Annotated in this window: 9 protein-coding genes and 1 pseudogene; 6 read left to right on the forward strand and 4 right to left on the reverse strand. The window is 66.5% G+C overall.

Features of this window, described 5'->3' with window-relative positions; all coding sequences use genetic code 11:
- Positions 1-16: 16 nt before the first annotated feature.
- Positions 17-1,027 (forward strand): cupin-like domain-containing protein, encoded by a 1,011-nt coding sequence (locus WMF19_RS42880; protein WP_437895658.1) that lies wholly within the window; start codon positions 17-19, stop codon positions 1,025-1,027.
- Positions 1,028-1,255: 228 nt separating this feature from the next.
- Positions 1,256-1,753 carry a patatin-like phospholipase family protein gene (locus WMF19_RS42885; protein ID WP_437895659.1) on the forward strand — a complete coding sequence of 166 codons (498 nt, stop codon included), beginning with the start codon at positions 1,256-1,258 and terminating at the stop codon, positions 1,751-1,753.
- Between the two features lie 1,274 nt (positions 1,754-3,027).
- Here the strand turns inward: WMF19_RS42885 and WMF19_RS42890 are convergent.
- The 3 genes from WMF19_RS42890 to WMF19_RS42900 all read right to left on the reverse strand — a co-directional run bounded on the left by WMF19_RS42890 (position 3,028) and on the right by WMF19_RS42900 (position 6,474).
- Positions 3,028-3,555, reverse strand: a complete 528-nt coding sequence (locus WMF19_RS42890) for a hypothetical protein (RefSeq protein ID WP_437895660.1) — start codon at positions 3,553-3,555, stop codon at positions 3,028-3,030.
- Between the two features lie 321 nt (positions 3,556-3,876).
- Complete coding sequence (locus WMF19_RS42895; protein WP_437901740.1) at positions 3,877-4,842, reverse strand: NADP-dependent oxidoreductase; 966 nt, start codon at positions 4,840-4,842, stop codon at positions 3,877-3,879.
- Between the two features lie 210 nt (positions 4,843-5,052).
- Positions 5,053-6,474, reverse strand: coding sequence for an RICIN domain-containing protein (locus tag WMF19_RS42900; protein WP_437895661.1), 1,422 nt, complete (start codon positions 6,472-6,474; stop codon positions 5,053-5,055).
- A gap of 1,214 nt (positions 6,475-7,688) precedes the next feature.
- Between WMF19_RS42900 and WMF19_RS42905 the strand changes: the two genes are divergently transcribed.
- From WMF19_RS42905 to WMF19_RS42920, 4 genes are all read left to right on the forward strand, one after another.
- On the forward strand, positions 7,689-8,894 hold the full coding sequence (locus WMF19_RS42905) for a hypothetical protein (protein WP_437895662.1): 1,206 nt from the start codon (positions 7,689-7,691) through the stop codon (positions 8,892-8,894).
- An 812-nt stretch (positions 8,895-9,706) separates the two neighbouring features.
- Positions 9,707-10,117 carry a hypothetical protein gene (locus tag WMF19_RS42910; protein WP_437895663.1) on the forward strand — a complete coding sequence of 137 codons (411 nt, stop codon included), beginning with the start codon at positions 9,707-9,709 and terminating at the stop codon, positions 10,115-10,117.
- Complete coding sequence (locus tag WMF19_RS42915) at positions 10,114-10,587, forward strand: hypothetical protein (protein ID WP_437895664.1); 474 nt, start codon at positions 10,114-10,116, stop codon at positions 10,585-10,587. The genes WMF19_RS42910 and WMF19_RS42915 overlap by 4 nt, the downstream gene beginning before the upstream one ends.
- 223 nt (positions 10,588-10,810) lie before the next feature.
- Positions 10,811-11,917, forward strand: coding sequence for a hypothetical protein (locus tag WMF19_RS42920; RefSeq protein ID WP_437895665.1), 1,107 nt, complete (start codon positions 10,811-10,813; stop codon positions 11,915-11,917).
- 44 nt (positions 11,918-11,961) lie between these two features.
- On the opposite strand, the pseudogene WMF19_RS42925 reads toward WMF19_RS42920, so the two are convergent.
- Positions 11,962-12,282: pseudogene (locus WMF19_RS42925) on the reverse strand (hypothetical protein); the annotation flags it as partial.
- Positions 12,283-12,305 lie beyond the last annotated feature (23 nt).

The raw sequence follows: 12,305 nt of genomic DNA on the forward strand, positions 1-12,305 counted from the left end.
CATCGTGAGGTCGAAGATGGGCGAACAGGAATGCGAGCTGGAAGTTGCGCCCGAGTGGTGGCGCTGGGCCACGGAGAACCTGCTGCGCGGCGTGCCCGAGGGGGTGATCTCGGAGCGGCTCCAGGCGGCCGGCGTCAGCGGCGCACAGGTCAAACAGCTGCTCTCGGCCATCGTCTGTTCGCCCATCTTCGTCGCCGCTCGGCCCTTCGCCAGGTCGGCGCGGCGGCACGAGATGCTGGCGCGGCTCCAGCAGAGAATGGCGTCGACCGCCTGCGATCCGACGGGAGTTCCGCGGCGCTCCGGCGTGTCTGGCGAGGAGCTCCGCGACGTCTATGTCGCTGGCAACATCCCGGTCATCCTGACCGACGTCGTGACCCGCTGGCCCGCCTTCGGCCGGTGGACGCCGGACTACCTCTCCGAGCGCTTCGGCGATGTCGTGGTCGACGTCACGACAGGACGCCAGAGCGATCCCGACTACGACATGCACGCGGCGCGGCACACGGCGAGCACGCCGCTGCGCGACTTCGTCGCGCGCATCGTCGGCGCCGCGCGCGAGGAGACGAACGACTTCTACATGGTCGCCAACAACCGCGTCCTCGAGCGGACGAAGCTCGGCGCGCTGCTGGACGACGTGGTGCTCCCGGACGGGTACTGCGCCGTTCAGCGGCTGCTGGGCGCCTCGGCGCTCTGGCTCGGCCCTGCCGGGACCGTCACGCCGCTGCACTACGACACGTCCAACATCCTGTTCGGGCAGGTGTACGGCAGGAAGCGTTACCGCATGATCGCGCCGTTCGAGACATCGCTGTTCGACGGCGCACGCGCGATGTACGCCGATCGGGATCCGGAGCAAGGCTCGATGGCCCCGGTGCTCGTGAAGGACGTCGTGCTCGAGCCGGGGGAGGCGCTCTTCATCCCGGTGGGCTGGTGGCACCACGTCCGCGCGCTCGACGCGAGCATCAGCCTGGGGATCAACAGCTTTCCGTTCCAGAACAACTTCGACTGGTACCGGCCGAGCAACATCGGTTAGCCAAACAACTCGGCCGTCGTTCACCAACGTGAACGTTTACGTAGTCGTGGTCGTGGTCGTGGTCGTCGTCGTCAACGGTAGGCCGTGAACGACCACGACCACGACCACGACCACGATTACGACTACGACTACGTAAACGTTCGGATGTAGGAGAACGCTTAACGCCTATGGCGGGGTGGGAGCGGGTCGGACGCCCTGCCCGCGCCGCCAGGAGGCGCCTCGGCTGGCATGCTCTCTCCCCGCCTCGGGCCCATGAACCTGCACGAGCGCGCCGTCTTCGGCATACGATGGCTCGCGGGAGGCTGCGTCTTGACCATCAGAAACCTCGTGTTTCAGGGCGGCGGGGTGAAGGGGATGGCGTACGTGGGGGCCATCGACGAGCTCGAGAAGCGGAACGCGCTGGCCGCCGTGACCAGCGTCGCGGGCACCTCGGCCGGCGCGATCACGGCGGCGCTCCTCGCCGTCGGCGCCGGCGCGGAGCAGGTGGGGCGGATCCTGCGCTCGACCGACTTCACCTCGTTCATGGACGGCGGCGGCTGGGTCGTCGGCGACACGGTCCGGCTCTTCAACGGCTATGGCATCCATCCGGGCAAGGCGTTCGAGACCTGGCTCCGCGCCCAGATCGCCGAGCTCACCGGGGTCCTCACGGGGCGCGCCCAGCCCGACCTCACCTCGCCCTATTCCAGCCTGTCGCCTGATGATGCGGTGTCAAATCGGCTTAGGTAAGGTGTGCCTCGTGCATCAAATTGGCATACCCATACGTGGCCAGGGTCATACGCGGTAGCACCTCCAATAGATACAGGCGGGGCCGCTTGCACACTCGGCAGCGCGTCGAGGATCTCCTCGCTCCCCGCACGCCATCGAAAGGACCATCTCGTCATCTCGGAAGGCCTCGGGTGATGCGCGTTCCGACGTTCGATGATGCGGCCTCGCGTGTGGTGGTACCAATCATTGAGCCGTTTGGCTACGTACAGATCCCCCGTGTGTGAAAACCATGCATCGAGCTCAGATTTAGCGTTGATTGCATTGGCAAAAGCTTTAACCGGTGAGAGCCACTCTTGCGATAGCTGTCGTAGGAGGAGCTCGTCAAAGCGCGATAGTAAGAGCCCATGGCCTGCCCGTCGGGGAAAGAGTCCGGCATGGTAACGGCCAAGGTTGGCCAACTGCGGGTGGAACATGCTCCCAGATGCACAGAACCTAGAAAAGGCGACGGGCGAGCGGCGGCACCACAATTTCCAGAGCGTAGCCGCGAGAGTGGTCTCGAGCTTCGACCATTGGACCACAGGCGGCTTGCGTAGCAGAGCATCGGCGACATTGAGGACGATGGCCCTGCCTGGGCCGGGCCCTTGCGGAAATGCTCCGGCGGCGTCTGGGCTGAGATCAACGACGAACAGCGCGCGCCCTCGCTCGACTACGGAAGCGCAGATCCGACAGAGGCTCATCAGGCCGCCTGGTGTCGGCGGAAGCGCCACGCAGACCGGCGGCCCATCAGAACGCGCAAGCTCTTCATTGAGATCGGTAGACGGCTCTCCACCCAAGTATCTAACGCGCGCAGCACGATGACGTTTCGGATCGATTCTTGATGGCCCCAGCAGGAGCTCGTCATCGTCGACCACGACGGGGGATGCCACCTTGGCTAGAGCCGCTCCGGCGACCCTGCCCATGGCAACGTAGACTGCGCCCTGTATCGGATTATTCATCATCTGAATCCGCATGATCTGCATTGGCACGCTGGTGGGTATGGTGTGCCCGATTGGCAGGCTTCAAAGCAACTCCTGCACGATGTGTGGCGCCATTTGTCGCAGCCTGGATATCCCGTGATGCACTTGCCGCCGATGTCTTGGCAATCGACGAACATGTCTGTGCATGTCTTGTCGGGCGTGCACCCTGCCATCTGCTCAGTGGCGCCGCTTCCCACGTCGTCACCGTTTCCGTACCAGTCCCCCGTAGCTGCTGACCCCGGTGGGTAGGGTCCTCCGGCCCCTGTGCCTTCCGTCCCCCTAAGATAGCACTCGCCCACGTCGTAGTTGCATGCCCACACCGTGAGACCGAGAGGAATCAGAACAGGGATCGCCTTCAATTTCAGCCAGTGGCGCATGCTCCTCCTCCGAGTTTTTCCAGATGCGTGTGCGGAGGGGCGGCGTCAACCGTGATTCAGGGCATGGATTGCGTCCCTGCGGCTGCGGTTTGTCAAATTCGCCCCGGTCCGAAGCAGAGCTCGAGCTGAGCGCAGCGGGTTGCACATTGTCGCGACCGAAGCGCAGGCTCTCCTCGACCGCGCCGCGGACGAGGCCTGGCGCCTCCCGGAGCTTCGCGAGCTCGGCAGGGTGGTCGAGGAGCGCGAGCACGGTGTTCGCGATCTGGTTCACGGAGGTCACGAATCCCGCGGCGACCATCTGGAAGCATTGCATGGCCGCCTCGCCCGCACGCTCGGTGTCTCCGTCTTCTGCCTCGATGAACCTGCTCGCGACGTCTTCGCCCGGCGCCTTCCGGCGCTCCTCGACGAGCCGCATCATGTAGTCGACCATGTCGCAGCAGCTCTGCTTCACCGCCCGCTTCTGCTCCTCCGAGCTGACCCCGCCGCCTGCGAGCTTCAGGAGGTCCGTCGACCATCTCATGAACTGCGGCCGATCGGACTCCGGTATCACGAACATCTCGGCGAGCGGCGCGGCGGAGATCCACGGCCAGGCTAGGGTATCGCCACGCCGCCGTGAAGCGGCCTCACCGCGCGCCGATCGCCGCGCGACCGCGGCCGAGATGGGCGCGCGAGGCTCCGCGCGGCGCGCCCTGCCAGGCGCTGGCCCGGGGCGGCACTGCCGCCCTCGCCGACGTGGGCGCCGAGCGGGACCTCAGCGAGCAGGCGCCATCGCCAGGACGATCTTGCCACGCGGGCGGGGGCGAGCGCCGTCGAGCATCTCGTGCGCGCCGCGGACCTCCGCGAGCGGCAGCACGGCGCCGATGTCGACCGAGAGCTCGCCCGCGTCGAGCAGGGCGGCGATGCGGTCGAGGTGCGCCGTCGTGACGTCGACGAGGAAGAAGCTTGCCCGCACGCCGCGGCGAGCGGCCTCCTCCTGATCAGGGGTCGACACCGCCGAAACCAGGGTGCCACGTGGCCTGAGCACGGCGAAGGACCGCGCCTGCGTGTCGCCACCGACGAGGTCGATGACGGCATCGACGGCCTTGGCGGCATCCTCGAAGCGCTCGCTCCGGTAGTCCACGACGACGTCCGCGCCGAGGCTGCGGACAAAGTCGCGATCCTTGGCCGAGGCCGTCGCGATCACACGGGCGCGGGCCCGGCGCGCGAGCTGCACCGCGTACGCGCCGACGCTGCCGGCCGCGCCGTGCACCAGCACGGTCTGTCCGGCCTCGAGCTGGGCCTCATCGAACAGCGCCTGCCACGCCGTGACGGCGATGACCGGCACGGAGGCGGCCTGCACGTCGTCGAACCGGAGAGGCTTGCGCGTCACCATGCATGCCTGCGCCAATGCATAGCCCGCCTGTGCGCCGGTGAAGCGCCTGTTGGCGACGCCAAAGACCGCTGCGCCCGGCGCGAGGCCGGTCACCTCGGGGCCGACCGCGACCACGGCACCAGCGAGGTCCGAACCGAGCGTCAGCGGCAACGGCTGGGGCAGCACGCTCTTGCCGGCACGAATCCAGGCGTCCCACGGCCCGACCCCGGCCGCCGCGACGCGGACCAGCACCTCGCCCGGGCCCGGCAGCGGGACCGGCACCTCTTCCATGACGATGACCTCGGGGCCGCCGAACCGGTGGACTCGGGCGGCGTCGGTCGAGCTGGGAAGCATCGTGGTGAACATGGTGTGGCCCTCGTGAGCGTCGAGGGGGCGCGCCGGCAGAACCAACGCGCCCGCGCAGAGCCCGCCCGCGGGGCCCGCGCCGCTCGAACGCCCCGGCTTCGGCGCGGGCCTCAAGGCCATGCTGGGCGGCTACGGTTCCCTCTTCCCTGGCGGCGGATCGGGCGGGCGTGTCTGCCGCTGCCCGAGCCGCCGCGTCGGCGGGGCGCGAGGTCAGAATTGCGTGAAGAAGCTCCAGATGGCCGAGCTCGCGAAGCTCGGTGTCTGGTGGTCACCGGGAAACTCGCAGCGGTGCACCGGGTATCCCTCCCGGCATCCTTGATAGGCGACGCACGAGTTGGAGCCCACGGGGCTCGTCTCGGTGCTGCAGCCGTTCTTGCGCACGAAGACGTCGAGCGCGGCTCTTCCGGCCGAGATGGGGACGACGCTGTCGGACAGGCCGTGCGACATCCAGACGGCGACGGGCTGGGTGTTGGATTGGTTGCAGCCGCTGTAGAGGGCGCCGGACATCGGCGCGATGGCCCGGAAGACGTCGGGCATATCACAGCCGAGCGCGTTCGACATCATCCCCCCGAAGCTCCACCCGGTCGCGAAGACGCGGCTCGTGTCGACGCACAGGTTGGCTTTGAGGGAGTCGACCATGGCGCGGGCGAAGGCGACGTCGCGCCCGCCCGTGTTGGCCCAGCCGTTGTCGATGCCGTTCGGCGAGACGAAGATGGTGCTGCCGTTCGCCAGCGCCTTGAGCCCATAGTACCCGTTGTTCACGACGTCGTTGGCCGATCCTCCGCGCCAGTGCCAGCCGAACACCAGCCGATACGCCCTGTTCGGGTCGTAGTTCGCCGGAATGTCGAGCACGTACTGGCGCGTGGTGCCGTTGACGTTGATGGTGCGGTTACCGCTGGTCAGAGAGGTGGGAATTCCGCAGCCGGCGCTGCGCGTGCCGGCAGAGCCGCCGCCACCACCGGAGCCGCCGGAGCCGCCGGAGCCGCCGGAGCCGCCGGAGCCGCCGGAGCCGCCGGAGCCGCTGGTGACGCCGGAGCCGCCGGAGCCGCCCGTGCCGCCGGTTCCCGAGGCCACGGGCGTGAGTCGGAATTGCTGATTGGTGCCGCCGTTCGACGCCCATTGAATCACGGCGGTGCCGTCCGCGGTGCCGCGGCCGTAGACGTCCAGCGACTTGCCGCTGTGGCGCGCGGTGAGGCGCACGACGCCGCTGGCGACGTCCGTGAACGACCACTGCTGGTTTGTCCCGGTCCAGCAGGAATATTGCTGGATGGCGGCGCCGTCGCTGGTGGAGGCGCCCGTGACGTCCATGCAACGGTTGCTGTTGACGTTGCGGATGCGATAGTAGCCGCCGCCTGCCGATTCCATGCGGAACTGTTGCCGCGTCGAGCCGTTGCAGCTGGCGATCTGCATGGCCGCTCCATCAGCGGTGCTGCCTCCAGCCACCTGCACGCATTTTCCACTCTGGACGCCGACGATCGTGTAGACCGCGCTCGTATCGATCGTGATGGCGCCCTCGAGCGAGCCTGCCTCCTCGAGCTCGGCGTCATACGCCCCCTCGGGGCCGATGACGCACGACACGGCGAGGATGCCCGTCGCCGCCGCAAGCAAGCTCTGCTTGGTTCCGAATCTCATCTTGTCCTCCTCGTCATATTAAGTAAGTAAAACTGGAGTCTTCCCGGCTCAACGCTGCCCTTGCGCAGGTCGGGGTCGCTCGCCGCGCCCTCAAGGCTCCCGAGCGGACCGCCGCGCCGGCCATTGCCGCTGCGGATGGTTGTCAAGATGCGCGCAGAGTGGATAAGTTCATTTCTTGCGCGCCAGGCAGCACGAAGAGGGAATCTATTGTTCCGGGCTGGCAGGCCCGTCAAGCCGATTGTGCATCGCGAACGGGCCTGATCCTCATGAAGGTGCGATAAGCTCAGATATAGATTTACGATGGTGACTTGACGCCGACATGGGGTCGAGCCCTCCACGGGCGCGCTCGCCAGGCGCGCGAATCTCGTGCGAGTCTCGTTGAGATCGCCTGCGACCAGCGGACCTCGCCGGCCGAGCTCGGCATGCGAGCGCGCTCGAAAAGCTGGAGTGAGAATGGATGAGATGCCGGGGGCCAGGAGATCCAAACGCGGAAATCAAGCCCCTCGCAGCGGCCGTCCCATCGTACAGCCATGCTGCACGTCGATCGGCATATCGAACCTTATTCGGTCCGCCTCACTCCTGGAAAAATGATGCTGTATCAAAATTATTTATGCATCGATAGGCCCCCTTCACGCCACAGCCTGCAGGCTCCGACAGGACAATGAAGCGCACGAGCAGTAGCCACCCGATCATCGAGCAGCTGGCGTTGCCGTACAACACAACCAGAATGTTCATGGTGCAGCCCCCCGGAGAGGCCTGCTGCTGGGCGGGGGACGTCGGGTCGCTTCCGGGGTTCCCTCCGCTGGGATCGTTGCTGCAGCCACGGTCCCACTGGCCAGGACCGCGATCCCAGGCGCGAGCGGCATGACCGAGCGCTACTTCATGACCGTCTCCTGGATGCGCATGAGGGCCCATCCGGAGCGAAGCAAAAGCAAGACGACCGGCCGACAGTGTGAGCGTTCACATGTCCGGTGTCAACTTCGATCGACCAGCCTGCCGCTCGGCTAGCGAGGTGCGCGCTGCTGTGAACATTCACAATTTCACCCAGCCAGTGCGCTCGCGCCGCCGTTGTCGCCTCGCTGGCCAGCGCCCTCAGCCGCGCCGTCGCGCTCGGGGATCACGCCGCGGCTCGTGTCGTCCACGACGCGATCGGCTGATTGCTCGGGCTCCACCGCCCGTCAACTCCACTACCCGACATGATAGAAGCCGCGCTCATGACATCGACTTGCTTCCGCTCTACCGCCCCGTCGCTGCGACGCACCGCCCTGGCCCTCGCCGCCGCCCTGATCCTGGCCGGCTGCTCGTCGGGCGGCGACTCGGGCGGCAACTCGCCGGCGCCCGCCGATCCCGTGCCCCTGACCGCGTTCTGCGCCGAATGGTCCGCCGCCCGCTGCGCCGGGGTGCAGCGCTGCTGCACCCAGACGACCGGCAAGTACGCCGACGACGCCGCCTGCGCCGCCGGCGAGACCGCCCTGTGCGAGGCGACGATGCTGCCCGCCCTCGGCAACCCCCAGTTCATCTACGACGAACAGGCCGGCGGCGACCTCATCGCCCGCCTGCGCCGGTCCGGCGACGGCTGCCGCGAGCCCGACGGCGCCCTGGAGATCACCGGCCTGCTGAAGCCGGCCCTGGAGCCGGGCAGCGCCTGCGACCTGGCCGGCGCCGCCGCGCTGGGCGGGAACCCCTGCAAGGGGACCATCTGCAAACCGGCCAGCGCCGAGTCGACCGCCGGGACTTGCCTGGTGCTACCCGCCGAGGGTGAGCTCTGCCCCGACCTGTTCTGCGCCGCCGGTCTGGTCTGCACCAGCGAGACGGATGGCGACCGTTGCCGCCCCGCTCCGCCCTTGCCAGCCGAGGGGAGCTCCTGCGACGGCACCTCTGACGACCTGTGCGCGCCCGGGCTCCGCTGCATGCCGACCACGGCCGCCCTACGCGCCTACTTCTCCGGCGGGGACTATCCCGAGGAGCACACCTGCCAGCCCCTCCACAAGAACGGCGAGCAGGCCCTGGACCCTGGCGACTGCGAAAGCGGCCTCATGAAGATCACCTCCCAGGCCAGCCTGGCCGCCACCTGCACCGCCTGCCGCAGCCACCAGGACTGCTACAGCCAGAACACCGACGCGTTCGACGGTCTGGTCAGCGTCGACAACTACAGCGGTTACTGCGATCAGGGCGTCTGTCACGACGGCCTGAACGACGTCGCCCCCGGCAGCAAGTCCGAAGGCGCCATCTGCTTCGACGTTGCGGAGTGCCGGTCCCTCAGCTGCGACCGCACCCCCGGCGCCTATGGCCACTGCCAGGAGGCGAATGTCGAGGCGCTGTTCTGCACAACGCCGTTCACGGGCGGGGGCGCCGCCACCGACGGGGGGACGGCGCTCACCACCTCCAGCTCCGGGTCCCGACCCGCAGCTCGCCCCTGAGGCCGGCGGCGCCGGGGCGGTGACCCGGCGGGGTTTGCGGGACTGCGCCGGGACCTCGCCGCCGCTGCCGATCGGGCGCAGCCCCGCAAACACCTGTTCGTTGGGTTCGTTCGCAACCGTGACCGATGCCGCCGGAAGGTGCGCGAAACGGTAGTTCTGCGCTCCCGGTAGTTCGACACGAACTACCGGGGTACGCGAGCTCGGGCGGCCTCCAGGCGCCCGGCGCGCTCGGCGAGCACCTCAGCCGCCGGTTGGCTTCGCCCTCGGTCCGGCACGCCGTGGTGGGATTCAGCGTCGGCGATGCGAGGGTGCGGGGGGCGAGGCGAGCGCCGCTGCACGCTCGTCTGCTGGTCGGGCTCTGGTCCATCCTGGTGGCGAGCGCCGTGCTCGCGTCACCGTGCCAAGGCACGGCGCGCCTGCGGCGCGCATCGGGTCGCGCTCGCGGGTCACGTCGTGCAGCCCGGGCCGCGCGGCGGCTAGCGCGCTCTCACGACCCGTGCCGGCAGGTTGACGAGCACTGGAGCTACGCAGGCAGCTGCGCACTGGCGCACGCTCTGGACGGTACGACCCACGTCCATGGTGGTGCCCTCGTCTAGATTCGGTTTGACGCCCAATCCTGTTTTCAGAAGAATGGCCCGCATCGCCACTTTGCTCCCGCGTTTCCGAAGACGGTGAGGGAGACGATGAGGACGACAGGCCGGCAGAGCGCATCGTCGGCAGTGTTCGCTCTCCTGCTCAGTGTCGTTCCGACGCAGGCAGACGCATCCGAGCTGAGTGCCGGAATTAGCTTCGGGGGGATCCAGGCTGGCACCGTGACGCACCTGGCGGTGAGTCCGCACGCGGGAATATCGTGGCGCATCAACGGCAACATCCTATTCAATGTTCACGATCTGCTCAGCGTCGTGCCTCCAATCCAGATAGGTGGGGCCGGTGTCTACAATAGCACCATCGCCGCTCTCGGATATGGTTGGAAGAATGGCGATTTCAGCGCTGGCCCATCCGTCGCGATCTACTTCATGCCGGCCTGCGGAAGCTCATTGTGTGGGCACGTCGCCGGGATGGCGGTAGGCGCGCATGCGCAAACCAACGCGTACGTTGCAGGACCGCTCGGCGTGTCGGCGAGCGTCAATGTGGATTGGGTCGGCGGGAGCAGCCTTGTGCTCCCAGGCTACGTGTCCGTGCTTGTCGTCGTCGGTCCTGTGCTTCGATGGATCATAAGATGAACGCAAAGAGAATTCCCCTGATAATTGTGGGTTTTGCCATCTGCATCCTGGCGGCATGCAACTGGACGGTAGGAGACTGCTATCCCCGCGAGGACTGGGTGAAGGGTGAAGGTGCAGGTGGACCAGTCGGGCCGCCCGTTCCTGTCTTCACCTCCGTCGCGTCGGGGGACTTCGGGGCGGAGCCGCCGGAAGGCGGCGAGCGCAAGATCCAGTGCAACAAAACTGAGGACGAAGAAGAGGAGGAGGAAGAAGCGCGCCCGACTCCGAGCCCGGAGAAGCCGGCAGATCCCTGCCAGCAGAGCGGCGCTCCGAGCATGGGGTGCACCGGTACTAAACCGATTGACCCGCGGGCGTTCAATTTTGTTACGATCGTCGCCGACGACGGGACCGTGAGCGGGTGGCAGGAGGCAAAGGCAAATCTGTTTTTTTTTTTTTTGGTCACAATCAAGAGGGCGACGACGCGTGTGTGATTCGCATCGGGATGCCTATCCGAAGTGAGATCTGGGGCAAGATCTCACCGGACAGGGCAGCATCCATCAGCGCTGATGTGACGAATGCGTCAGCGAGAGAATTGTACGAGAGCCAAGGGGGCGAGGATCTTCCGCCTGGCATATTCTGCGATCGACTCAGAAGCGAGATGAGAATACGGTTTGCGAAAAGATACGATGGTCTCGGTGCTAGGGTAATGAGTCCATGAAACACGACCTGGGTGAGCTGCTAGATCTTGTCTACAGATACTATCCACGCGGGGTTGGGATAACCCATGATGTCGACGAACAGCTCCGCAACAAAACCGAAGAGCACGCCCGGCTAGTGGCCGCGCGGATCCAGGCTGCAAAGGACGAGCGCTGGCACGCCATGCGGCGTCGCATCGGAGAACGCTTTCCCGGCATGCTCACGGACCAGTCGCTACATCTCCACGGCGGTGGCTGCGATGGTTGTTATTCCTTTACGATCAATATGCCACAGTCTTCCGGCCGAACGCTCTGGTTTGAAGTGAGCTTTCTCGCTCCTTACTACATCATCCACAGCCCTCGCACGGTCGAAATAGTGAAGGATCTGAGGGATGCTTTTTCACTCTCCTTCCGGGGCATGCTGTTCATCGTGTCTCGAAGCCCGCTCGATCCGAAGCTCATCGCAAACCCGGACCATGAACGCCCAAGGACCGTCACCATAACGCGGCAATACGTCACCTTCGATCTGTCGCCTGACGAGCAGCCGTACGCGGACTGGATCGCCCACGAGATCGAAGCAACCTTCGGTTGCGAGCGCATGCCGCCAGAGGTCGGAACCGTACTCGTGCCGGCTGTGGCGACGAATCTGCGGATTCCGGGGGAAGTCAGGCTCTACGACTGCCTGTTTTCGGATCAACACACATGGGTGAAGCCATCGCCGTCCGAAGTGCCGACACCCCGTGCAAAGGTCGATGAGAGCAGCCTAACGGATCGGTTCGTTGCGGTGCTTACTGTGCTCCGGGCGCATCACCAGATTGGATGGACTCTCAGGTGGCCTGCGATGGTTCGAAGATTGCCGGAGTCAGAACGACAGTCGGCAGCGGTTTTTTTGTCAGCGTCGACGGATGGTTTTCTGCACAAGGACAAGATGCTGGAGGAGCTTGCGCGCATGCGCCCGCACGACGAATCGCCGGAGACTCTCCGCGCCATGGCTGCCAAGCGTGAGCTCGAAGCGCTGGTCGCTTCGTGGGACGGTGAAGGCGAGCCGCCGGCCTCCGTTGTTGCTTGGGCCTCCAGCTTCCTGGATAGCTCGCTTGTGGACTCGGATTCCGAAGCTCCCTCGTAGCCGTCGTGGAGCTCTGCGCCGTCCTCGCCAGGACATGACTTCGGCTATTCGGGAAAGCGAAGCGTCGGGTGGGCCTCGCCGCTCTCTCCGACCGTCGTGCTGCCATCGTGGTTCCAGCTCATGCCGCCCTTGCCCGGCTGTCCGGTCTCGATGGTCAGGCCCTCGAGCGTGAGCTGGTCCTCGTCGAGGTAGGCGACGCCGATGGAGTCGCCGCCGCGCCCTGGGCCGCCGTGGCCGCCGGGCCCACCGTCGCCTCCACGGCCGCCGAGACAGGAGTAAAACCCATCCCCCAGCGCTCCGCCCCGTACGCCTCGCCCGCCTCGGCCGCCTCGCTGGGGTTCCCCGCCGTCGCCACCGCTGCCGCCGTGAGTGTTGAGGTTGAGAGCAT

The sequence above is a fragment of the Sorangium sp. So ce124 genome, assembly GCF_051525235.1.
Classification (GTDB): Bacteria; Myxococcota_A; Polyangia; order Polyangiales; family Polyangiaceae; genus Sorangium; species Sorangium atrum.

Excerpts from the sequence above, each read along its gene's own strand:
- WMF19_RS42880 (WP_437895658.1), top strand. The coding sequence starts at position 17 with ATGGGCGAACAGGAATGCGAGCTGGAAGTTGCGCCCGAGTGGTGGCGC.
- WMF19_RS42885 (WP_437895659.1), top strand. The coding sequence starts at position 1,256 with ATGCTCTCTCCCCGCCTCGGGCCCATGAACCTGCACGAGCGCGCCGTC.
- WMF19_RS42890 (WP_437895660.1), bottom strand. The coding sequence starts at position 3,555 with ATGGTCGACTACATGATGCGGCTCGTCGAGGAGCGCCGGAAGGCGCCG.
- WMF19_RS42895 (WP_437901740.1), bottom strand. The coding sequence starts at position 4,842 with ATGTTCACCACGATGCTTCCCAGCTCGACCGACGCCGCCCGAGTCCAC.
- WMF19_RS42900 (WP_437895661.1), bottom strand. The coding sequence starts at position 6,474 with ATGAGATTCGGAACCAAGCAGAGCTTGCTTGCGGCGGCGACGGGCATC.
- WMF19_RS42905 (WP_437895662.1), top strand. The coding sequence starts at position 7,689 with ATGACATCGACTTGCTTCCGCTCTACCGCCCCGTCGCTGCGACGCACC.
- WMF19_RS42915 (WP_437895664.1), top strand. The coding sequence starts at position 10,114 with ATGAACGCAAAGAGAATTCCCCTGATAATTGTGGGTTTTGCCATCTGC.
- WMF19_RS42920 (WP_437895665.1), top strand. The coding sequence starts at position 10,811 with ATGAAACACGACCTGGGTGAGCTGCTAGATCTTGTCTACAGATACTAT.